Raw genomic sequence first — 22,767 nt, forward strand, 5'->3', positions numbered from 1 at the left:
GCCGGAAAGGAGAAAAAGGTCGCCCTTACAGCTATTATGCGCAAGCTCATTGTATTGGCGAACGCGCTCTTACGAAAAAACCGAGAATGGGTGTGATATGGCACTTGCCCAAGACGGATACTCCTCCCAAAGCACACGGCTCTCGAGGCGAAGCCGTTCATTCTCGAGGGCCAGATCGGTATCGGGGCTCACAGACAAATTCTCCTGTCGATGCAAACTGATCCAGCGCGTCAATGTCGATAAACTAATGCCCAAATCGGCTGCCACGCGCTTGCGCGGCAAACCGCTGGTCAAGACGATCCGTATCGCCTCACGCTGAAATTCTTCTGAATGTTTGATCATCCCTTCGGTCTCCGTGAATGAGCAAGACGCTCTCAAGTGACCGGCGCAAATCCGTCACAAGTCCACGTCGCCGGTCCTGGCCGGGAGCGGCGAGGGAGCTAATCTAGCAGGCCAGAGACACATAAGGTGTTTGATCCTGGAGTTGATGGTGCGGATTTAGATTGACGCGCTCCGGTCCGTTTGTCCGGCATTTACAAATGTATTCGTAGGGCGTGAACCCTGTTCGGACCTCTTCGCAGGCCAGCATATAAGTAATTATCCATTTTGCGCTTGTGCATTGCACAAGCTGTTGGCTACTCAGAGGCCATATCTCATACTTCATTCAAGAGGCCTATGCTGAGCACGATCACCGATCCCATCCAGCTTTACAGTGCTCAAATCGGCTTTATCCTGTTGATTGGTTTGTTCGTTGCTTTTGCGATGGAGCGCCGGCCGCCTGCTGTCGTGGCAATTGTTGGCGGACTAACGATGCTGGTTTTCGGATATATTTCCAGTCAGGAACTCTTATCTGTTTTTAGCAATCCTGCACCTCTAACCATAGCTGCCATGTTTGTTTTGACGGGTGCGCTATTGCGAACCGGGGCAATGGAGGAGATTTCCGGCTGGATCATTCGCCGGACTATGCGACGGCCGAAAATGGCGCTGGCGGAAATGGGGGGCGGGACCATGCTGGCATCCGCTTTCATGAATAATACGCCTGTCGTCATCGTTATGATTCCGATTGTCAGGCGTCTGGCGCGAGTGCTTGGTGTCGCGCCGACGAAATTGCTTATTCCTCTTTCTTATATATCGATTCTTGGCGGAACTCTCACTCTGATTGGGACTTCAACCAATCTGCTGGTGGATGGTGTTGCGCAGGATCAAGGGCAGGCGGCTTTCGGAATTTTTGACATTACTCTCGTTGGAGCAATCGCTGCTGCTACAGGATTGCTTGTTTTGGGAACTATCGGCCGGCGTTTGCTGCCCAATCGTTCCGCACATGATGCAATAGACCAAGGCGAAAGCGATACTTATCTTTCCCATCTTATTCTCAGTTCGGAAAGCGAGCTTGTTGGGAAGTGTCTTGGCGCAACCGCTTTCGCTCGTCGGCCAGGTATTCGGATCGTTGGTGCACAGCGAGGGAAAGTCATTCAGCGTCGTGATTTCGATCATTGGGAATTGAAGGCAGGGGACCAGTTGGTGGTAGCTGCCAGCCCTTCGGAACTGGCTTCACTGGCTGAAGCTTATGATTTTCGAACTGGATTGAGCGGTGTGGGCGGTGGTGTGGAAACTGCCGGGCCGGACAGGCCGAAAGATTTGCGGTTGCTGCAGGCTGTTATTCCTGCATCACACCCTGTCATAGGACGGCGATTGGCCGATATCCCGGTGCTTTCACGCTATCGCATCCGAGTACTTGGCCTTTCTCGGCCCAGGCATCTTGCGGGTCCTGATCTGGCCAATGTGCGGGTAAGGGCGGGGGATTGCTTGCTTATTGCAGCTGGCAGCGATGCTGCTCAGGCATTGCATTCGAGCGTGGCATTGGTGAATGTAAGCGACGCACCCGTTCGATCATTCCGTCGGTCCAAAGCTCCGATCGCACTTGGGACCCTTGCTGGGGTCGTTGTTCTGGCTGCTTCCTTTGGATTGCCAATTGAGGCTCTGGCTTTGCTAGGGGTGGGAATTGTACTGGTGACACGATGTATTGAGGCTGAAGAAGCCTGGGGTGCGATTGACGGCAATACGCTGGGATTGATTTTCGGGATGCTGGCTTTTGGCAAAGGACTGGAAAATGCCGGTACAGTTGATTTGCTGGTCGATATAATAAGGCCTTACCTGTCGGCTTCATCTCCCTTTCTGGCTCTTATCGCGGTTTATGCTTCAGCCAGTTTGCTTACGGAAACTGTAACGAATAATGCCGTTGCTGTTATCATGACACCGATAGCCATCGGTCTTGCAGACAATATGGGAATCGATGCGAGGCAATTGATCATTGCTGTTATGTTCGGCGCCAGCGCAAGCTTCGCTACACCGATCGGTTATCAGACCAATACGCTGGTTTATGGGGCGGCAAATTACCGTTTTATCGATTTTGTACGAATCGGTGTGCCCATGAATTTGACGATAGGGGCCGCTGTGTGCCTGGCTATTCACTATCTCGTGTAGTGTGAAGAGATGGGGCCGGAAACGGAGGGGGCCGTCAGATTGATAAAGTGGCCGTTCGCCAAATAGTCCAGATTCCGATCATCAGGAAGAGAAGTGCTGCCATATAGCGAACCAGTTTCATCGGAATATGCTTGATAAGCGCATTGCCGAGGATCACCGCCGGTACATTGGCAATCATCATCCCCAATGTTGTGCCTGCTGTTACCGCCAGCAGATTGTCGAATTGTGCACCAAGAGCGATAGTTGCTACCTGTGTCTTATCGCCCATTTCAACGAAGAAAAATGTTATCAATGTGGTTGTAAAAGCCCCAAATCGCGACATTTTCTTGTCTTCTTCCTCCAATGTATCGGGCAGCAATGTCCATGCCGCCATGAGGATAAAGCCAGCACCGATGACATAACGAAACCAACGTCCTTCGATAAACTCTGCAGCCTGATGCCCCACAAAAGCAGCCAGAAAATGATTAGCGATCGTAGCAAAAAGAATGCCCAGAATGATTGGCACAGGGCGCTTGTATCGCGTTGCCAGAATCATGGCGAGTAGCTGAGTTTTGTCGCCAATTTCCGCCAATGTCACTATGATAGTGGATGTCAGCAAAGCGTCCATTATAATACTCCACGACCAGGCAAGCATAGGCAATGACACTGAGAGCCCCGCCCGGCCTAGGTAGGGTTTCAGTGTCATTGGTCTCGCCTGAACGATCTTTCGTTCCTATCGCGCCACGGCCTCTCGACCGAGTATGTTGACGTGAAAGCCCGCAATCATATTGCGGCTGGCTACTCCCCAGATGACCCGTCTCTCTTAAGGATATGGTCTGTGCAAGACAAGTTATGACCTTGCTTGACCCAACGGGATCAATCTCTATGCCATGATGGAGATGAATGAAAAATCGGCTCTTCCCGTGCCTCCGCCGTTCGAAGCTCTTCGTTCGAATGGCTCTGTCGCAGTTTTTTTGGATTTTGATGGGACACTAGTCGATCTCGCTCTGACTCCCGACGGAATCGATGTTCCGCCTGATCTCGCTACCCGGCTTGAAGCATTTGGGCAAAAGCTCGAAGGACGGCTTGCTTTGGTGAGCGGCAGAGCGACGGATAACCTTGAACAGCATTTAGGTCCACTTGCACTTGCGCGGGCAGGATCGCATGGGATTGCTCGTTTTCGCGCGGACGGCTCCCGGCTGGGAAAGGAACCAGAGGGGTTACCGCCAGCAGTATATGAGGCCTTGCAGACTTTCGCAGATTCGCAGGGTTTCGATCTGGAAATCAAGACGCATGGTGCTGCACTGCATTATCGTGGTGTACCGCATCAGGAACGAGATGGTCTTACATTTGCCGAGAATATTGCAAAGCAGCATGCGCTTCATGTGAAGCGAGGTAAATTCGTTATCGAACTAGTCCGTCCCGGGGCAAATAAAGGCGGTGCGGTCCAGGCTTTCATGGAAGAAGAACCATTCCGGGGAGCTATGCCCATCTTCATCGGAGACGACGTTACCGATGAAGATGGTTTTAACGCTGTCAGTCGACTGGGAGGTTTTGGCATTTTGGTCGGCGATCGTTTTCCAACGGAGGCGCGCTACATGCTCGCCTCCCCAAAAGAGGTCTTTAAATGGCTGGGTCTGTGAGCGGCGTAACATCTGATCTTGAGTTGTGGCCTATCGGTAATTGTCAGGTTTCCGGATTGATTGATGACAAGGCCGGCCTTGTCTGGGGCTGCGTGCCGCGTGTCGATGGCGATCCGGTTTTCTGTTCACTTCTCAATGGTCGAAGTCACGATGTCGGTGTCTGGCGTTTCGAACTGGAAGGGCAGGTTTCGGCCACGCAGCGTTATGAACGCAACACCCCCATTCTCATCACCCGGCTGGAAGCCGAGGATGGCAGTGCCGTGGAGATTTTTGATTTCTGCCCACGTTATGAGCGGACTGGTCGAATGTATCGTCCTGTGGCTTTTACGCGCATTGTCCGTCCGGTTGCAGGTGTACCGCGCCTGCGAGTTAAATTGCGCCCTATGCGCGATTATGGAACCAGCGTTGCAGACACTACGAACGGTACTAATCATATCCGCTATCTCGTGGGCAGCCAGGTGCTGCGCCTCAGCACGGATGCGCCAGTTGGCTATATTCTCGAACAACGTCCCTTTCGTGTAGAAAGCGATCAGCATTTCTTCCTTGGCCCGGATGAGCCTTTTGGCGGCAATGTTCGTGCAGAGGTGCGTCGGATGCATGCTGATACGCGGAAATACTGGCAGCTCTGGGTACGGGGGCTTGCCACACCTTTTGAATGGCAAGATGAAGTTATACGGGCGGCGATTACGCTGAAATTATGTCAGCATGAAGAGACGGGAGCGATTGTGGCCTCGCTGACCACTTCGATTCCCGAAGCGCCCAACACTCAGCGTAACTGGGATTACCGCTATTGCTGGTTGCGCGATTCCTATTACACGGTTCAGGCGCTGAACCGCCTTGGCGCGCTCGATGTGATGGAAAAATATCTCGCTTATCTGCGTAACATTGTGGACGATGCCAAAGGAGGACAGATTCAGCCGCTTTACTCTGTGATGGGAGTGGCTGAACTCAATGAAACCACTGCGCCCTATTTGTCCGGTTATCGGGATATGGGACCGGTCCGGATCGGCAATGCAGCCTATAAGCAGGTGCAACATGATTGTTATGGTCAGATCGTGCTGCCGACCACACAGGGCTTTTTCGATAAGCGCCTGTTGCGAATGGCGGACGAAAGGGATTTCGCCAGTCTTGAAGAGGTTGGCGAAATGGCCTGGCGAATGCACGATCAGCCTGATGCAGGCTTGTGGGAATTCCGCACACGCCAGGAAGTGCATACCTACTCAGCAGTGATGAGCTGGGCGGCCTGCGATCGACTGGCTAACGTAGCTGCACGGCTCGGCAAGACAGAGAGAGGGGCGTTCTGGAAGGAACGGGCCGATACGATTCGTGCGACTATTGAAAAACGCGCGTGGAAGAACGGTAGCGAAAAAGGGCATTACGGAGCCTCTTTCGAAACAGACTATCTCGATGCAAGTCTGCTGCAGATGGTCGAATTGCGCTATCTGGATTCAGATGATCCACGCTTCCAGTCTACCTTCGCAGCGATTGAGAAAACATTGCGGCGAGGACCGCATATGCTGCGTTATGCACAAGAAGACGATTTTGGTTTGCCTGAAACTGCATTTAATATTTGTACTTTCTGGCTAATCGAAGCTCTCCATCTCGCTGGACGTGATGAAGAGGCGCGAGAACTCTTCTGCACAATGCTTAATCATCGTACGAAATCTGGACTTTTATCCGAGGATATGGATTTTGAAACGGGTGAACTGTGGGGGAACTTCCCTCAAACTTACTCGCTTGTAGGAATAATAAACTGTGCTGAATTATTGTCCAAATCCTGGGATACTGTGAGATGAGCCGATTAGTTGTGATTTCGAATCGGGTGGCTGTTCCGAAGGCACGAGGTGTGGCTGGTGCACAGGGAGGATTATCCGGAGCGCTAAATGCAGCGCTGAAACGAAATCGCGGTATCTGGTTTGGCTGGTCCGGTGAAGAAGCTGAGGAATTTACTGGCGATCTGCATATTCAGCGCCATGACGATGTGACGACGGCGACGATCGATCTGGCAACCCAGGATGTCGAGGAATATTATAACGGTTACGCTAATTCTACTTTATGGCCGCTCTTTCACTACCGTATCGACCTGACCGAATATGAGCGTGAATTCGGTGTAGGTTATGAGCGGGTGAACGAAAATTTCGCCAAAAGTGTCGTTCCTCTGATCGATCAGGATGACATGGTATGGGTCCATGATTATCATCTGATACCGTTAGGGGAGAGGCTCCGTTCGAAAGGCGTAAAAAACCGGATCGGCTTTTTCCTGCACACGCCCTGGCCGCCGACGCGTTTGCTGGTGTCGCTGCCGTTTCATGAACGGCTTGTTGAATCCATGTTGCATTACGATCTGATCGGTTTTCAGTGCAATGAGTGGCTGGAAAGTTTCCTGCATTATTGCGCCAAGGAAATGGGTGCCGAGGTCAATGAAAAAACTGGCCAGGTTACGCTGAACGGACGCACTTCAATCGCGAAGGCTTATCCGATTGGCATAGATTATGACCATTTCATGTCCAAAGGGGAGACTGGCAAAGCACGCCAGGCGCAGCAGCGCCTTCTTGCCAGTACCCGCCACCGAATAGCGATGATCGGGGTAGACCGGCTGGATTACTCCAAGGGTTTGCCGGAACGTATCGACGGTATAGGTCGTTTTTTCGACACTTATCCCGACCGCGTGCGTGAATTGATCTATATTCAGATTGCTCCGCCTTCACGTGAAGATATCGGCTCTTATCAGCAGATCCGTTCGCTGCTTGAACAGAAAACCGGGCAGATTAATGGCGAGCGGTCTGAAGTCGATATTGTGCCGATCCGTTATGTGAATAAAGGGCAGTCGCAGGAGGAGCTTTTTGGATTTTACCGGGCTTCGAAAATCGGACTGGTTACGCCTTTGCGCGACGGAATGAATCTCGTTGCCAAGGAATATGTCGCTGCCCAGGACCCGGAAGATCCTGGCGTTTTGATCCTGTCGCGTTTTGCCGGTGCGGCTCAGCAATTGCAGGATGCTCTGCTCGTCAATCCGCACAGTCCCGACGATGTGGCGCATAATATTCGCATCGCGCTCGATATGCCGCTGGAAGAACGCAAGGCGCGTTGGCAGAAGATGATAAAGACCGTCAGGGAAGACAATGTTCTGCGCTGGACCGAGCATTTCACCGAGGATCTGGCAGAAATCCGGGAAAAAGCCGAGTAACGATATGCTCAGCCAAGCAGGGCTTGCAGCGCGAGCATAAAGCCTTTCTTGCGGGTCTCTTGTCTTGAGCGCTGCCTGTCCACATTTTGTTTTGCGATAACGGGCGGATTGCGCCGGACAGGCGAAAGCGTTTAGGGCGCTTCGCAAGGCAAGAATGGACGGACATATATGGCAACGCATAACACCAAGATGCTGATTATCGGGTCTGGCCCGGCGGGTCTGACAGCAGCGATTTACGCTGCTCGCGCTGGGATGGAGCCGATTGTGGTGCAGGGATTGCAGCCTGGCGGGCAGCTCACCATCACGACGGATGTAGAGAATTATCCCGGTTTTCGCGATGTAATTCAGGGCCCCTGGCTGATGCAGGAAATGCAGGCCCAGGCTGAGCATGTCGGCACGAGGATGATGTGGGATACGATTATCGACGTCGATATCGCCAATGGCCCGCCTTACGTGGCGAAGGGGGATAGCGGGGACGAATATGTCGGTCATACGCTGGTGATTGCTACGGGGGCGCAGGCCAAATGGCTGGGCGTTCCGGGCGAACAGGAGCTTTCGGGCAAGGGCGTTTCGGCCTGCGCAACTTGCGACGGTTTCTTCTATCGCGGCAAGAAAGTGGCTGTCATCGGGGGCGGTAATACGGCAGTTGAAGAGGCGCTTTATCTCACCAACCATTCTGACGATGTGACGCTGATCCATCGGCGCGGAGAGCTTCGGGCGGAAAAAATCCTTCAGGAACGGCTATTTGCGCATCCTAATGTCACTGTGCTGTGGAATAAGCGGGTAGAGAAATTCCTTGGCAATCCGTTGCAGGGTGGCCTGACCGGGCTGGAGCTGGCCGATACAATAACGGGCGATATCAGTGAGTTCGACTGCCATGGTGGTTTCGTCGCCATCGGGCATGCTCCTTCGACCGAACTATTTCGGGGCAAGCTGGAAATGGATGAATCGGGATATCTGGTGGTGGAAGCCGGGACTCCCAAGACCAGCCATCCCGGTGTTTTTGCCTGTGGTGATGTGATGGATCATACATATCGGCAGGCTGTGACGGCGGCGGGAACCGGCTGTATGGCGGCGCTCGATGCGGAGCGTTTTCTGGCCACTCTCGACTTTGTTCGCAATGAGGAACGGGCTGAACAAGTGGCTGAATAAAAAGAATTTTTATCGATATGCAAAAAGGGTCGGGTGGTCATTCATCCGGCCCTTTTCGATATTGGGGCGATTCCCAACAAGGGCGCCTGAACGGTTCCGAACAGGGCCATAAACCGCCTGAACAGGGCCAGAAAGCTGTTTCGCGCGCCGCGTCGGGGGGCAGGCCGCCATAGCCGCGCAGGCCAACCGGAAGCTACGCAAAAACCGGCCGGAAAGCAGCCGCTCATCCGGATCGTTTGGCCCGTCTGACGCATTCTGTAGGATAGCGTCATGAAAACACCATCGCAGAGTGATTTCATCCGGCACCAAACCTCTCTAAGAGGGCGCGCAAGATTCGAATTCAATGGAGTAACAGATGTCCAAGGTCCTGATTATCGGCGCAGGCGGCGTCAGTTCGGTTGCCGTGCACAAAATGGCGATGAACGCCTCCATCTTCACCGAGATTCATCTGGCGAGCCGCACGAAGAGCAAATGCGATGCCATTGCCAAAAGCGTGAAGGAACGCACCGGCGTCGATATTGCGACTTATGAGATCGATGCAGAGGAAGTGCCGGCACTCACCCGGCTTATCCGGCAGGTCGAACCGAAGCTGGTCGTCAATCTGGCACTGCCTTATCAGGATCTGCCGATCATGGATGCCTGCCTCGAAGCGGGCGTGCATTATCTCGACACGGCCAATTACGAGCCGAAGGATGAGGCCAAATTCGAATATAAATGGCAGTGGGCCTATCAGGAAAAATTCCGCGAAAAGGGCCTGATGGCGCTGCTGGGATCGGGCTTCGATCCTGGCGTGACCAGCGTCTTCGCCATGTGGCTGAAGAAGCATAAGCTCAGCACCATTCGCACGCTCGACATTCTCGATTGCAATGGCGGCGATCACGGGCAGGCTTTCGCCACCAATTTCAACCCGGAAATCAATATTCGCGAAGTCACCGCACCGGCGCGCCACTGGGAAAAGGGCGAATGGGTGGAGACTCCGGCCATGCAGATCAGCCAGTCTTTCGATTTCGATCAGGTCGGCCCGAAGAATATGTATCTCATGTATCATGAGGAGCTGGAGAGCCTGTCCAAATTCGTCCCCGAACTGGAACGAGCGCGGTTCTGGATGACCTTCGGCGATGAATATATCAAACATCTCACCGTGCTGCAGAATGTCGGCCTGACGGGGATCGAGCCGATTACCTATCAGGGTAAGGAAATCGTCCCGCTGCAATTCCTCGCCGCGGTTCTTCCCAAGCCGGAGACTCTGGGGGAAACGACGAAGGGCAAGACCAATATCGGAGACATCGCCACCGGTGAAGCACTGGACGGTTCGGGCGAAAAGACCTTCTACATCTACAATATCTGCGATCATGAAGAGGCCAATGCCGAAACCGGCAATCAGGCGGTGAGCTACACCACCGGCGTTCCGGCGATGGTCGGCGCGGCGATGATGCTGACCGGGCGCTGGTCGGGAGAGGGTGTGTTCAATATGGAACAGCTCGATCCCGATCCTTTCCTCGAAATGCTCGCTACCAACGGCCTGCCCTGGCAGGTTAAAGAGCTGCCCGCTCCGCTCGATTTCTGAACGAAAGACCGGTCATGATGAAACTGACTATAGCAGCGCTGGCGGGCACGATGCTGCTCGCCGCCTGCACGCCGTCCCATCAATCGGAACAGCCCGGCCCCTCGGGCGGGCCGAAACTCTTTCTCAGCCAGCAGGAACGGCAGAGCTGCGAGGCCGAAGGCGGCCATGTTGAAAAGCGCGGCCGTTTGCAGGCCGAAACCTGCGTGCATCCCTTTCCCGATGCCGGGCAGGGCTGCACCGACAATGCGCAATGCGAGGGCAAATGTATCGCCGAAGGCAATGAAGGCCCGGAAAAGGAAGTCACCGGCTATTGCCAGAAGGATGACAAGCTGTTCGGCTGCTATGCCGAAGTTCAGGACGGCAAAGCCGTCAACCGCATTTGCGTAGACTGACCGGGACTGCCGCCTCTGTTACGCGGGGGCGGCGGTTTTTCAGATAGTGTTTGAGAGGGCGCGAAGGGCAGCTTTACGCTTTAACCCTGATTACTTGAACCAATCTCCAAGCTCCCAGACACCGGCATTAAACTGTTGAGGCTGGAGCAGCTTTAATTCTGCGCGATACGGAACGATAACGCATATCCATAAAAGCAGGTAGCTGCCGTTAGAAGACATAACCGACGGTCATAGCTAGTGGGAATGGAACGATTGACTTATCCGTCCAATTTAGACTGCCTCACCGTTCTATCGCAGTGGCCGCAATAGCATTTGGTGATAAAAAAGCTGCCGTTCCGGATACGACCCAATTGCGGACGTTCTTTTCGGACGATAAGTTTTGCTGATGTCTCTAGCTTTCGGACCCAATTGGCAGCGCGATTTGTGGGCCTCGCCTTACTGGCTTAGGTTCGAGCTTGATGATGGCGAGTATTCAGGACGCTATGTGACCAAGTTCACGAGGAGCTACGACCGTGCTCGAAAACTCGCACGCATAGCGCTGCCGTCAGATAATATCGTCGGCGTCATCGCGGCCTTCTCGGAGCCCAGCAGAGAAATCAATGCGGAAAGGCTGGGCTGGACGACAGGGGCCGCATTTGATCATCTGGCAGAGTTGGGCGTCTCAACAGAAGTCACTCTTGCCGAATGGGAAGGTTTTTGGTGGCCTGATGAAAAAGACGATCCTGAGGCTGAGGCTTGGACTCAACGCGCGTTTAGCCTGAATTGGGAGCAAGCCGACATCCTCTTGTGGAATCAAATCGCGCAGGACTTGGGAGTAGCGCCTAGGGTGCCAGTGTTCGCTAAGCTTGTCGATCCGGCGCGAGGTGTATGCGTTAATGCCTATGACGACCGGGGGATGGATGTCACTTCCCTCGCCAGAGAGCCCCTTGAAGACCTTTATTCCCGGTGTGGCAGTTGGTTGCTCGAAGACGATCGAAATAGAATGTCGGAAGTATTCGAAAGCTAGCGGAACGGCAGCTAACCACCCAATTCCAGTCATTTCGCAATTACGATGAGTCACCTGCAACCGGACAGATGAATTCAATCTGGCTGGAATCTGCACATAGCCAAGTCTTTATCGGATGCCGAATTTGCCATCGTAAAAGCGACGTTATTTGGCTGGCAATCCATTCACCAGCGATTCCAGCCCGATGGTAAAGGTCGCATCGAAATCCATCATTTCGCACAGGAAGTCCCGCATGGGGCCGTTGGCTTCAAACATGGTCCAGCCGAGAGTGAATGAAATGACAGCGGCCTGATGCGCTAGCGCCACGCTCGCTTCCAGCCCCAATGCCTTTAGCGGAGCTGCGATATGGGCGGCCTGCTTTTCCGCATCGGCTGGCGAAGGCGGTCGGGCGATTGCGCATAATCGCGCGCCGTCTCTGTGTGAGGCAAGGCTGGAATGGAGGGCACGCCCGAACTGCCGCAGCCATTCGCGCCAGTCCTGTGCCCCATGCGTCCCGGCATAGGCCGCGGCATAGATGTCGCGCGCCATTAACCCCAGCAGTTCAGCCTTTCCGGAGATGTGCCAGTAAATGGCCGCGGCCTGAACGTTCATGCGTCCGGCCAGCTTTCGCATGCTGAGGCTGTCCAGCCCTTCATCTTCTACCAGAACGAAGGCCTGTGCAACGATTTGATCGCGGGTGAGGCCGGGTATGAGGCGTTGTACCATAGGTTGACTGTTGACTCCTTAACGATGTTAAGTCAACTTCTACAAGTGGAGAAGGAAGCCGGAAAGGGCAAAGAAACATGACGTATGTTCGCAATGCTTGGTATGTTGCGGGGTGGGCGCAGGAACTTGATACTGAGACCCCTTTTGCGATCACGATACTGGGTGAACGGATTGTGATCTGGCGAACGGGTTCGGGATCGATCCATGCGTTGGAAGATCGCTGTGTGCATCGCCTTGCGCCACTGTCGCTCGGCCGCTGCGAAGGGGAACGGCTGCGGTGCATGTATCACGGGCTGCTGTTCGATCCCGATGGGCGAGTGGTTGAGATGCCGGGGCAGGACAAGATTCCGCCGCGTGCACAGGTCCGCTGTTATCCGGTGATGGAACGCCATAGCTGGATCTGGGTGTGGATGGGCGACCCGGCTCTGGCCGACGAAGACCTTATCCCGCCCGCGGTGGGGCTGGACCACCCTGACTATATTCTCGGCCACGGCCAGCTCGATTATGAGGCTGAGGCGCGACTTATAAACGACAATCTGCTCGATTTCAGCCATCTCACCTTCGTTCATGCGAACAGTTTCGGATCAGGTCCGCAATTCGCTGCGAGTCCTGCGCGGATCACGCCGCTGGATCGCGGTGTTCGCTATCAGCGCTGGATCGAGAACACTCGCGGTTCATCGTCACGTGCCAGCGAAGAACCGATGGACAGCTATATGACCTATGATTTCCTCATACCGGGCGTGTTGCTTATGACGGGCGGAGTGTTCCCGCTGGGCACCGCGAAGGAGCTGGGTCACGGTGTGCCTGATTACGATAAGGCAGTCAGCGGGGTGACCTTTACCAGTCAGGCCGTTACTCCAATGATGGACCGGACGGCACGCTATTTCTTTTCATGGGGACCGCATCGTAAACATGGTGACGAGTCTGCACGTGACATCCTCATGAAGATAGCCGGTCAGGCTTTCGATGAAGACAAGGTTATGATCGAGGCGCAGCAGAAGGTCATCAATATGACGCCCGATCCGCAGGTGATGCCTTCTGCGCATGACCGGGGAGTGACGTTGTTCAATCGGTTAGTGGAAAAACTGGCTAAGGAAGAGCGCAAAACCGTTCATGCTGCGGATGAAGTGAAGCTCACTGTGCCCCAGAACGGTTAGTTGCCGTTTTCCTTGCAGCCCAAACGCGTCCTCGCAATCTCCGCTCTTTCCAGACCACCCTGCCGGTCATGGGACGCGCTCCTTGGGCTATCGCGTATGAGGAGCCGCCCGCTTCGCAGTGAAAATCAGGACCATGCGCGGGTGCGCCCGGCGTTTTGTGCAATGCGGTTCCGATCGGGTCGGTAGCCCCGCCTAAGTGGGATCGCAGGGTGTCCTGTCGAGCGAGTAGCTGGCGAAGGGTTTTTCGGCACCCTCTCCGTCTTGCGCCACGATTTGCCATGTGAGGCGATTTTTCGAGATATGCCAGTGGTTTACAAAGGCATTATCGGCATAGCGATAGGTCATGTCGAAGCTATCCGGGTGGCTTTCACCATCTCCGGTGGCTGTGAAAGCGCCTCCGAAACTGTCGGCCCAGAAGCCTGTAATCCGCTCTGTCGGGGCTCCGGGCTGTCTGGCGGCAGCGCCGAAGATCAGATGGGCTGCATATTTGTCATCCGGATCGGCTGTTGCGGTGCTCCTGGCGTCGAGTGCCAGCATGGCATCCTGCACGATCGGTTTCGCAGCGATGTCTATCGTGACGGGCTTGCCCATCACTTCGCCATCGCCGCTCCAGCATCCGACGGTCGCAAGCAGCGCTTGGGGAAGCGGTGCGGTTCCCGGCTCCGCAGCCTGTGTGGCAGATGAAAGCGTGAAGAGCGCCGCCATGGCGCAGCCGGCTGTCCTGAACATCGGTTCCCCCTTATAAGCCCGTCTCTTCTTTAGAAGTGGCGGGGCAGGACGCAAGCGCCCTCCTGTGGCTATGTTCATATCGGGTTGGGACGCTTGCGATGCCGCGGGCCGATCGCAGCGCTGGCCATGCGGCCTGCCTTTCGGTACATCGCGCAGCAGTTCAGCCCGATCCACAGCAGGAGTGAGGACCTTTATGGAAACACGAGCCGGTGATCCCGGAGCTTTCGCTCAGTTCGATCTCAATCGGGTCGATAGCCCCGCATTCGTGGTGGATGCGGCGAAATTGCGGGAGAATCTGCGGATTCTCGCCGATATACGCGATCGGGCGGGGATCAGGGTGCTCTCTGCGCTGAAGGCCTTTTCCATGTGGTCGGTGGCGCCGATGATTGGGGAATATCTCGATGGCGTATGCACTTCGGGCCTGTGGGAAGCGATGCTCGCCTCGGAACATTACGATGGTGAAATCGCCACCTATTGCGCGGCCTATAAGCCTGACGATCTGGCGGAAATCTGCCGTATTTCGGATCATGTGATTTTCAACACGCCGGGCCAGATCGAATTATGTTCGCAGGTTATCGCCCATGCCCGGGCGCAGGGAATCGATTTCGATGTCGGTCTGCGGCTCAATCCGATGCATGCCGAGGGTGAAGTGCCGCGCTACGATCCGTGTGCCCCGCATTCGCGGCTCGGCTTCCCGGTCGATCAGCTCGAAGACGAGCATATCGAACTGGTGGAAGGTATCCATCTTCATACGCTGTGCGAGCAGGATTTCGAACCGCTGCGGCGGACATGGGATGCGCTCGAACCCCATATCGAACCCTATTTCGGCCATCTGCGCTGGATCAATCTGGGTGGCGGGCATCACATCACCCGCGCCGATTATCAGCGGGACGAACTGGTCGAATTCCTCATCGAGCTGCAGGAACGTACGGGTGCGGAAATCTATATGGAGCCGGGCGAGGCCGTGGCGCTGGATGCGGGCATCCTCACGGGGACGATTCTCGATTCGCACTGGAACGGAATGCCGCTTGCCATCACCGATCTGTCGGCCACCTGCCATATGCCCGATGTGATCGAAGCGCCTTACCGTCCGGCCATGCTTCATGAGGAAGAAGACGGGGGCGGGGAGCCGGTGCGGCTGGGCGGCCCGTCCTGCCTCGCGGGCGATGTGATCGGCGATTATCGCCTGCCGGTGCCTTGCAAGCCGGGGGAGCGAATCGCGTTTCTCGACCAGGCGCATTATTCCATGGTAAAGACCAATACATTCAACGGTGTAACGCTGCCGTCTGTCTGGCTGTGGGACAGTGAAACCGATCAGCTCGAACAGATCCGGCAGTTCGGTTACGAGGATTTCCGGAACCGCTTGTCCTGATCCGCCGTTGGTCGGGAAACCGCGCAAGGGGAACGCTCTGGCGAGTGTCATAAATTTCCCCTTGCATGTCGATATGCGAGGCTTATATGCGCGCCCTCTGCTGCCCCAAGGGGACTTCCTAACCGCAAGGCAGCCTCGTTTTGTAAAACTAACCGTTTGGGGGTCCCTTGAATTGCACATTTACCCTGACGCCTCGGCTGTAGTTCGCGATCTTTCGCCGGATGAACCCGTCATCCTGAATCGCCCGCATGCGGCGGCTCGGGCCGGTCGGTTCTTTGCCCGGAACTTCCCCGGTAAGTCGCTCTATGCGGTGAAGGCCAATCCTTCGCCCGATCTCGTGCGCATCCTGTGGGATTCGGGCGTGACGCATTTCGATGTCGCTTCCATCGCCGAAGTGCGCATGGTGCGCGAAGCGCTGCCCGATGCCACTTTGTGCTTCATGCATCCGGTGAAGACCAAACGCGCCATTGCCGAAGCCTATCACACCCATGGCGTGAAGACGTTCAGCCTCGACACGATCGAGGAGCTGGAGAAGATCGTGCAGGCGACGACCTCCGAAGAGGGCGTGCAGGCCGACGATCTCAACCTGCTGGTGCGGCTGCGTGTGTCATCCGATTATTCGGAACTCTCGCTGGCGTCCAAATTCGGGATCGATCTCGCCGATGCCGCGCCGCTGCTTCAGGCGACCCGCCAGCATTGCGATGCGCTGGGCATCTGCTTCCATGTCGGCAGTCAGGCGATGACACCCTTTGCCTATGTACAGGCGCTGGAGCGGGTCCGTGCAGCGATTGCCGAAGCGGCTGTGACGGTCGATATCGTGGATGTGGGCGGGGGCTTCCCCAGCTCCTATCCCGGCATGGAACCGCCGCCGCTGGAAGATTACTTCTCGGTCATCCATCGCCATTTCGAAAATCTGCCGATTTCCTATTCGGCCGAATTATGGTGCGAACCGGGCCGGGCGCTGTCCGCCGAATATAGCTCGCTGATCGTGTGCGTGGAAAAGCGCCGCGGTGATGAGCTGTATATCAATGACGGGGCCTATGGCGCTTTGTTCGATGCAGCCCATGTCGAATGGCGCTTTCCGGTGGAAGCGCTGGAAGACGATCTCAAGGGCGCGCATGAGGAATTTTCCTTCTATGGCCCGACCTGCGACGATGCCGATTTCATGAAGGGGCCGTTTATGCTCCCGGCCGATATTCAGGCCGGTGATTATATCGAGATCGGGATGCTCGGCGCCTATGGCGCGGCGATGAAAACCGGCTTTAACGGCTTCGGTGCGGCCCATTGCGTCAATGTCACCAGCGAGCCCATGGCCAGCCTCTATCGCGGCGACCGCCCCGATCCGCGCGAAAGCGACAATGTCGTAAGTCTGCGCTGAGCAGCTCTCTACAGACAGACAAGGAAAGGCCCGGCAGGAGCGATCCTGCCGGGCCTTTCATGTTCGGGCGGTAAAGCGAAGCGGGCAGGGCGTTCAGCCCGGCGCCTGATCCTTGCCGTAATAATGTTTGCCGATTTCGACCTTTTCCCGTCCCTGCGATTCGCGATGGGCGTTGGTGTCGCGCAGCGAATAGATGCAGCCGCAATATTCCTGCTGGTAGAACTCTTCCCGCTTGGAAATCTCGATCATCCGGGCCGCTCCGCCGCCTTTGCGCCAGTTGAAGGTCCAGTATTTGAGATCGGGATAATGCTCGGCTGCGCGCTCGCCGCAATCGTTGATCTGCTTCATGTTTTTCCAGCGCGATATGCCGAGCGACGAGGTGATGACCGGAAAGTCATTTTCATGGGCGTAAAGCGCGGTGCGTTCGAAACGCATATCGAAACACATGGTGCAGCGTGCCCCGCGTTCGGGTTCCCATTCGAGCCCGCGCGCGCGCTTGAACCAGTTCTGCGTATCGTAATCGGCATCGACGAAAGGAATATTATGCTCTTCGGCAAAGCGGATATTTTCATCCTTGCGCAGGAGATATTCCTTTTTGGGGTGAATATTGGGATTGTAGAAGAAGATCGTATAGTCGATCCCGCTCGCCGTCATGGCTTCCATCACTTCACCTGAACAGGGCGCGCAGCAGCTATGCAGCAGCACGCGCTTATGCCCGTCGGGCGGGGTGAGAACCGGGCGGTCTATATCTGTCGTCATAATGCAGTCCATCAGGCCCCGGGGGGCCGCATAAAAGGCCTATTGCGCGCGCCATAGCCGATCATGCGCCGCGAATGAAGCCCCGCAGCTTATGGCCGCTCAGCCATATTTGTCGCGATGTTTGGCAAGCTTGCCCGACACACGGCCAAGCGCCGCTTCGATTTTCTGCGGGAAACTGCCCGGAACCAGCGCAGTGCTGCTCGAATGGGCGGCGCAGACCACGCGGGTTTCTGCCCATTTCTGGCCCAGTTCCTGCGCCCAGCCGGTAAAATCCGCCGCCGCACCGGGGCGCTTTTCCAGCGCTTTGCCGAGTGTCGGGTGAAAGGCGATGCGCGGCGAAGGCATGATCCAGCCCAGTGGCTTGGGCCAGTCGAAATAGGTCAGCGTATCGTCCACATGCAGCGCGCCCGATGGTTTGTGATAAGCGAGCAGCGAGGAGAAATGCACATTCTGATTGTCTGAAATATAATCCACTCCGCGCGGGAGGGAGAAGTCGAGCACGGAGCCATAAAGCTCTGCTACTTCCGGGCTTTCGACCGGTGCGTCTTCCCAGGGAAGATAAGGAAACAGATCCTTATGGCGGCTCGATCCGTAGAGTTTCGCTTTCGGAAACAGCATACTCATCGCTTCGCAATGCACCGTATGGAACGGATGGAGGTTGAGTATCGCTTCCACCGCCTTGCCGCCTTTGGTCAGGCTGTAGACCTTGCGTAGCATTTCGGGTGTCAGCGTGTAGGAATCGAGGAAGATGAAGCGTCCGCTGGGCAGGCGGATCAGCGATGCCTGTGTCCCGACATTCAGCAGGCCGGCAATCTTGAATTTGCCCCGGATATTCCAGAAGTCATGGCCAATCTGGACGATTTCCTCGCTCATACCGGTCCCCTGTTCGCAGTTGCAACACGATACTTGGCAGTACGAAGAGGCTCTGTAAATGTTTCGTGCAATTTAATTTAAATGTTGAGGATACCTGCTGACAGGCAGAAAGCCTGCTGTTTTATCGCAGTTTCCGCAGCGATCTGCTCACTGATCTTCCGGATAATTTCCGCTGAGAATGCAAAAACCGCGTGTTTTCGCATGAGGATGCGTAACGCAGTGCGGGAAAGATGGTGCCTTGCACCAATTATCTCTGCCCCGCAGCGCCGATACAGGCGCGCGGGGGAGGATCTATAGCAATTATCGTTTAAGCGGCGAGCCGGATATCCAGACGGTCCCAGATTTCCACCAGCGCCTCGGTCAGTTCGCGCATCATGGCTTCGGTATGAGCCGGGCCGGGCGTAAAACGCAGACGTTCCTTGCCGCGCGGTACGGTCGGGAAATTGATCGGCTGCACATAGGCGCCATATTCGGCGAGCAGAATGTCGCTGATCCGCTTCGCTTTCACCGGATCGCCCACCATCAGCGGCACGATATGGGTGGTCGAATCCATCACCGGCAGACCAGCATCGCGGAACATCTGCTTGAGCATTGCCGCGCTGGCCTGCTGCCTCTCCCGCTCTTCCGAAGAGGATTTGAGATGGCGCACCGAAGCGAGCACACCGGCCACCAGAACGGGGCTGAGCGAGGTGGTGAAAATGAATCCGGGAGCATAGGAGCGGATCACGTCGATGATCTTCTTGTCCGCTGCAATATAGCCGCCCATCACGCCGAAAGCTTTGCCCAGCGTGCCTTCGATCAGATCGATCCGGTGCGCAGCCCTGTCACGTTCGGAAATACCGCCGCCGCGTTCGCCATACATGCCCACAGCATGGACTTCGTCGATATAGGTGAGCGCGTTATATTTCTCGGCCAGATCGCAGATGGCGTGGATCGGCGCCACATCCGCATCCATCGAATAGACGCTTTCGAAAGCGATCAGCTTGGGCACATCGGGGCTTTCCGCGGCGAGCAGCTCTTCGAGATGCTCCACATCATTGTGGCGGAAGACGCGCTTTTCACAGCCCGAATTGCGGATGCCGGCAATCATGCTGGCGTGGTTCAGTTCATCGGAGAAGATGATGCAGCCGGGCAGCAGGCGTGCGAGCGTGGAAAGCGTGGCATCGTTGGACACATAGCCGCTGGTGAACAGCAGGGCCGATTCCTTGCCATGCAGATCGGCCAGCTCCTGTTCGAGCTGAATATGATAATGCGTGTTGCCGCCGATATTGCGGGTGCCGCCGGAACCGGCGCCGACATCGTGCAACGCTTCTTCCATCGCTCCGATGACTTTGGGGTGCTGTCCCATGGCCAGATAATCGTTCGAACACCACACTGTGATCGGCTTGGGCCCGTTATGCCCGGCAAAACAGCGGGCATTGGGATAGGCGCCCTTATTGCGCAGGATGTCGATAAACACCCGATAGCGGCCTTCGGAGTGAAGACGGTCAATCGCCTGATCAAAAATCTGGTCGTAATTCACACAACCGGTCCATTCTGCGCCGCATTTGTGGTCTGGCACCACTTTTATCGCGGCCGGGGGGTATTTGCAGAGCGCTTTACGATGTTCCGCAACCTGTTGAAAGGGCGGAGTTTGCGAGCCTTTCGCATTAAAAGCGATCGATGTGATCGATGCCGTAATTCTGCAACATTCGCTGCAACGGCTTTTCATCGGCCCCGTCACCGGTAAATACCGCAAAATCCGACTGTTTCCGGGTGAAAGCCTGTCCTTGCGTAAGATAGGCAACCCGCCGGGCGATACCGGCTGCCCCATCGATGAATTGGACATTTTGTCCCAGTATTTCGGCCAGCTCCGTCCGGATCAGCGGGAAATGGGTGCAGGCGAGCACGACCGTATCGATAGCGTCGCCATGCGGCTGGCTGCGCAACCCGTCCACCGCTTCGCGAAACAGCGCCGGATCGGGTGCGATTCCATGCAATTTGGCTTCGGCAGCAGCCACCAGACCGGGGGCGGCGTGGCGGATCAGATGTTTGCCGGCGGCGAATTCGCGTTCGAGATTGTCGACATAGGCCTGCCGGATCGTCGCGGCGGTGCCGAGCAGGCCGATCACGCCGCTGCGGGTCATGGCAGCGGCAGGCTTGATGGCGGGCACGGTGCCGACAATCGGCAGGGCGAGCGCTTCGCGTACGGCGGCCAGCGCGATGGTGGACGCGGTGTTGCAGGCGATGACGATGAGGCGCGGGCGATAGCGTTCCACCATGCGGCCGAGCAGGGCGGGCACACGCGCTGCGATCTGTGTTTCGGTCTTTTCGCCATAGGGCAGGGCAGCGGTATCCGCCGCATAGATCACCGGTGCCTGAGGCAGGCTTTTGCGGATTTCCGCCAGCACGGAAAGCCCGCCGACTCCCGAATCGAAAATCAGCAGCGGGGCATCGGAAGCGGGCGGCGCTGCGGGGGAGGCGGCCGGAGAAATGGAAGAGGAGGCATCGGTCATATCCATTTCCGCATATTTTCCCCCTGTGGAATTGCAAGCGAGGCGCTATGGAAAGAACGAAGGCGGCGGCCTGTCATGGCCTTTTCATGGCCGGGTGTGATGTGGCTGCCTCGCATGAACGGCCTGACGGGCGGGGATAACAGGAGTGATAATGACACACGGGCTCGATGCCCTTCTGGCGGCTGTGCTGGGTTATGTTCTGGGATCGATACCTTTCGGTCTGCTGCTTGCCATGCTGGCGGGCAAAGGCGATGTGCGCAAGATCGGCTCGGGCAATATCGGCGCAACCAACGTGTTGCGCACGGGCAGCAAAAAGCTTGCTGCGGCGACCTTGCTGCTCGATCTGTTCAAAGGCTGGCTGCCGGTCTTTCTGGCCTGGCAGTTCCTGCCCGGTGCGGTCGGTTTCGCGGCGCTGGGCGCAGTGATCGGCCATTGCTTTCCGGTCTGGCTGGGGTTCAGAGGCGGGAAAGGCGTGGCGACCACGGCAGGGGTCTGTTTCGGTCTGGGCTGGCCTTTCGGCCTTGCCTATGCGGTGGTCTGGTTGGGGCTGCTTTATGGCACGAAGATCAGTTCGCTCGCCGGAATGAGCGCCGCTGTGGCCGCGCCGCTCGTGGCGATGGCGTTGGGACGCTGGGAACTGGTGCCGGTGCTGTGCGCTATTGCAGCGCTGATTCTGGTGCTGCATTGCGCCAATATCGCCCGGTTGAAAGCGGGTACCGAACCCAGAGTGGGTTCGGGCAAATGAGCCTGACGCAAGCGGAAGCCTTTGCCCGGATCCGTTTGCTGCGCTCACCCCATATCGGTCCGGTCAGCTATGCCCGTCTGCTGCAGCGTTTCGGCACGGCGGAAGCGGCGCTGGAAGCTTTGCCCGACCTCGCCCGGCGTGGGGGCCGGGCCTATCGTGCGGCGCCCGAAGGGCGGATCGAGCAGGAAGTGCTGGCCACGCGCAAAGCCGGCGCGCGCTATCTGTTTCACGATTCGCCCGATTACCCTGCGCTACTGCGCGAAACCGAAAGCGCGCCGCCGATTCTTATCTATCGCGGCGATATAGCGCTGGCCGCGCAGCCCTGTGTCGCCATGGTGGGCGCGCGTAACGCTTCGGCCGCGGCGGTGAAACTGGCGCGCGATTTCGCGGCGCAGCTCACCGGTGCCGGGCAGGTGGTCGCCTCGGGTCTGGCGCGCGGGATTGACGGAGCGGCGCATGAAGGCGCGTTGCCCTCGACGATCGGTGTCATCGCCAGCGGGATCGATATTACCTATCCTCCGCAGCATAGCCGCTTGCAGGAACGGATCGCGCAGGAGGGGCTGCTGCTGGCCGAACAGCCGCCCGGCACCGAACCGCGCGGCAGCCATTTCCCGAGCCGCAACCGCATCATTGCCGGGCTGGCCGCCGGCACGCTGGTGGTGGAAGCCGCGCCGAAATCGGGTTCGCTCATAACCGCCCGGCTGGCGGGAGAGGCAGGGCGCGAAGTGATGGCGATACCCGGTTCCCCGCTCGATGCGCGCAGCCATGGCTGCAATCAGCTGATTCGCGACGGCGCCGTGCTGGTGCAGTCGGCGGAAGATGTGCTCGAACTGGTGTCCGGCTTTGACGGGCAGGCCCGCTCTGCTTTCCGGGAAGCGGCCGGGACGGATTTTGCTTTCGGAGAAGAAGTCTGGACGCAGGACCCTGCCGATATTGCCGGCCTGCTTACCAGCGCTCCTATCGGGGTGGATGAACTGATCCGGCAAAGCGGCGCAAGTGCCGGTGCGGTGCAGATGGCGCTGCTGGAACTGGAGATTGCCGGACGGCTGCGGCGCCATGCCGGTGGACGGGTCAGCCTGGGTGAAGAGTGACGGGCATTGTAAGCGCCGGAGTGGACAGATCGTCCGCAGACCGACAAAGAGCG

The 22,767-nt window shown here is 56.7% G+C and carries 21 protein-coding genes; 13 read left to right on the top strand and 8 right to left on the bottom strand.

The window, feature by feature from the left end; all coding sequences use genetic code 11:
- Window positions 1–69: 69 nt before the first annotated feature.
- Window positions 70–342 (bottom strand): transposase, encoded by a 273-nt coding sequence (locus D6851_RS18370; RefSeq protein WP_120325116.1) that lies wholly within the window; start codon window positions 340–342, stop codon window positions 70–72.
- Window positions 343–675: 333 nt separating this feature from the next.
- Here D6851_RS18370 and D6851_RS11885 point away from each other — a divergent pair, with 333 nt between their 5' ends.
- Window positions 676–2,484 (top strand): SLC13 family permease, encoded by a 1,809-nt coding sequence (locus D6851_RS11885; protein ID WP_120325117.1) that lies wholly within the window; start codon window positions 676–678, stop codon window positions 2,482–2,484.
- A 34-nt stretch (window positions 2,485–2,518) separates the two neighbouring features.
- On the opposite strand, the gene D6851_RS11890 is transcribed toward D6851_RS11885, so the two are convergent.
- The gene (locus tag D6851_RS11890; RefSeq protein WP_120325118.1) at window positions 2,519–3,091 is read right to left on the bottom strand and encodes a TMEM165/GDT1 family protein; all 573 of its coding nucleotides are present in this window, start codon (window positions 3,089–3,091) and stop codon (window positions 2,519–2,521) included.
- Between the two features lie 262 nt (window positions 3,092–3,353).
- On the opposite strand from D6851_RS11890, the gene otsB reads away from it, so the two are divergent.
- The 7 genes from otsB to D6851_RS11925 all read left to right on the top strand — a co-directional run bounded on the left by otsB (window position 3,354) and on the right by D6851_RS11925 (window position 11,410).
- Complete coding sequence (gene otsB, locus D6851_RS11895) at window positions 3,354–4,106, top strand: trehalose-phosphatase (RefSeq protein WP_120325119.1); 753 nt, start codon at window positions 3,354–3,356, stop codon at window positions 4,104–4,106.
- Window positions 4,091–5,902, top strand: coding sequence for a glycoside hydrolase family 15 protein (locus D6851_RS11900; RefSeq protein ID WP_120325120.1), 1,812 nt, complete (start codon window positions 4,091–4,093; stop codon window positions 5,900–5,902). The genes otsB and D6851_RS11900 overlap by 16 nt, the downstream gene beginning before the upstream one ends.
- On the top strand, window positions 5,899–7,293 hold the full coding sequence (locus tag D6851_RS11905) for an alpha,alpha-trehalose-phosphate synthase (UDP-forming) (protein ID WP_120325121.1): 1,395 nt from the start codon (window positions 5,899–5,901) through the stop codon (window positions 7,291–7,293). The genes D6851_RS11900 and D6851_RS11905 overlap by 4 nt, the downstream gene beginning before the upstream one ends.
- Window positions 7,294–7,461: 168 nt before the next feature.
- A complete protein-coding gene (trxB, locus tag D6851_RS11910; protein WP_120325122.1) occupies window positions 7,462–8,445 on the top strand; it encodes a thioredoxin-disulfide reductase in 984 nt (327 codons plus the stop codon).
- 355 nt (window positions 8,446–8,800) lie between these two features.
- The gene (locus D6851_RS11915) at window positions 8,801–10,012 is read left to right on the top strand and encodes a saccharopine dehydrogenase family protein (RefSeq protein ID WP_120325123.1); all 1,212 of its coding nucleotides are present in this window, start codon (window positions 8,801–8,803) and stop codon (window positions 10,010–10,012) included.
- Window positions 10,013–10,026: 14 nt separating this feature from the next.
- Window positions 10,027–10,404 (top strand): hypothetical protein, encoded by a 378-nt coding sequence (locus tag D6851_RS11920; RefSeq protein WP_120325124.1) that lies wholly within the window; start codon window positions 10,027–10,029, stop codon window positions 10,402–10,404.
- Between the two features lie 385 nt (window positions 10,405–10,789).
- Window positions 10,790–11,410, top strand: coding sequence for a DUF3885 domain-containing protein (locus D6851_RS11925; protein ID WP_120325125.1), 621 nt, complete (start codon window positions 10,790–10,792; stop codon window positions 11,408–11,410).
- Between the two features lie 144 nt (window positions 11,411–11,554).
- Here the strand turns inward: D6851_RS11925 and D6851_RS11930 are convergent, their stop codons facing one another.
- On the bottom strand, window positions 11,555–12,115 hold the full coding sequence (locus tag D6851_RS11930; RefSeq protein WP_120325126.1) for a TetR/AcrR family transcriptional regulator C-terminal domain-containing protein: 561 nt from the start codon (window positions 12,113–12,115) through the stop codon (window positions 11,555–11,557).
- A 77-nt stretch (window positions 12,116–12,192) separates the two neighbouring features.
- Between D6851_RS11930 and D6851_RS11935 the strand changes: the two genes are divergently transcribed.
- Window positions 12,193–13,272 carry an aromatic ring-hydroxylating dioxygenase subunit alpha gene (locus D6851_RS11935; protein ID WP_120325127.1) on the top strand — a complete coding sequence of 360 codons (1,080 nt, stop codon included), beginning with the start codon at window positions 12,193–12,195 and terminating at the stop codon, window positions 13,270–13,272.
- Window positions 13,273–13,464: 192 nt separating this feature from the next.
- Here D6851_RS11935 and D6851_RS11940 read toward each other — a convergent pair whose 3' ends face one another.
- Window positions 13,465–14,001, bottom strand: coding sequence for a hypothetical protein (locus D6851_RS11940; RefSeq protein ID WP_120325128.1), 537 nt, complete (start codon window positions 13,999–14,001; stop codon window positions 13,465–13,467).
- A gap of 193 nt (window positions 14,002–14,194) precedes the next feature.
- Here D6851_RS11940 and D6851_RS11945 point away from each other — a divergent pair, with 193 nt between their 5' ends.
- Window positions 14,195–15,373 (top strand): carboxynorspermidine decarboxylase, encoded by a 1,179-nt coding sequence (locus D6851_RS11945; RefSeq protein WP_120325129.1) that lies wholly within the window; start codon window positions 14,195–14,197, stop codon window positions 15,371–15,373.
- Window positions 15,374–15,545: 172 nt separating this feature from the next.
- The gene (locus D6851_RS11950; RefSeq protein ID WP_120325356.1) at window positions 15,546–16,751 is read left to right on the top strand and encodes a type III PLP-dependent enzyme; all 1,206 of its coding nucleotides are present in this window, start codon (window positions 15,546–15,548) and stop codon (window positions 16,749–16,751) included.
- A gap of 93 nt (window positions 16,752–16,844) precedes the next feature.
- On the opposite strand, the gene D6851_RS11955 is transcribed toward D6851_RS11950, so the two are convergent.
- From D6851_RS11955 to murI, 4 genes are all read right to left on the bottom strand, one after another.
- Window positions 16,845–17,510, bottom strand: a complete 666-nt coding sequence (locus tag D6851_RS11955; protein ID WP_120325357.1) for an epoxyqueuosine reductase QueH — start codon at window positions 17,508–17,510, stop codon at window positions 16,845–16,847.
- Window positions 17,511–17,609: 99 nt separating this feature from the next.
- Window positions 17,610–18,383 (bottom strand): hypothetical protein, encoded by a 774-nt coding sequence (locus D6851_RS11960; RefSeq protein WP_120325130.1) that lies wholly within the window; start codon window positions 18,381–18,383, stop codon window positions 17,610–17,612.
- 307 nt (window positions 18,384–18,690) lie between these two features.
- A complete protein-coding gene (gene hemA / locus D6851_RS11965) occupies window positions 18,691–19,905 on the bottom strand; it encodes a 5-aminolevulinate synthase (protein WP_120325131.1) in 1,215 nt (404 codons plus the stop codon).
- Between the two features lie 127 nt (window positions 19,906–20,032).
- Window positions 20,033–20,878 carry a glutamate racemase gene (gene murI / locus D6851_RS11970; protein ID WP_120325358.1) on the bottom strand — a complete coding sequence of 282 codons (846 nt, stop codon included), beginning with the start codon at window positions 20,876–20,878 and terminating at the stop codon, window positions 20,033–20,035.
- Between the two features lie 151 nt (window positions 20,879–21,029).
- Here murI and plsY point away from each other — a divergent pair, with 151 nt between their 5' ends.
- Entirely contained in the window at window positions 21,030–21,623 is a 594-nt protein-coding gene (gene plsY, locus D6851_RS11975) for a glycerol-3-phosphate 1-O-acyltransferase PlsY (protein WP_120325132.1), read from the top strand.
- A complete protein-coding gene (gene dprA / locus D6851_RS11980) occupies window positions 21,620–22,714 on the top strand; it encodes a DNA-processing protein DprA (RefSeq protein ID WP_120325133.1) in 1,095 nt (364 codons plus the stop codon). Before plsY ends, dprA begins: the two co-directional genes overlap by 4 nt.
- Window positions 22,715–22,767 lie beyond the last annotated feature (53 nt).

Origin of the sequence: Altericroceibacterium spongiae (assembly GCF_003610805.1) — a bacterium.
Classification (GTDB): domain Bacteria; phylum Pseudomonadota; class Alphaproteobacteria; order Sphingomonadales; family Sphingomonadaceae; genus Altericroceibacterium; species Altericroceibacterium spongiae.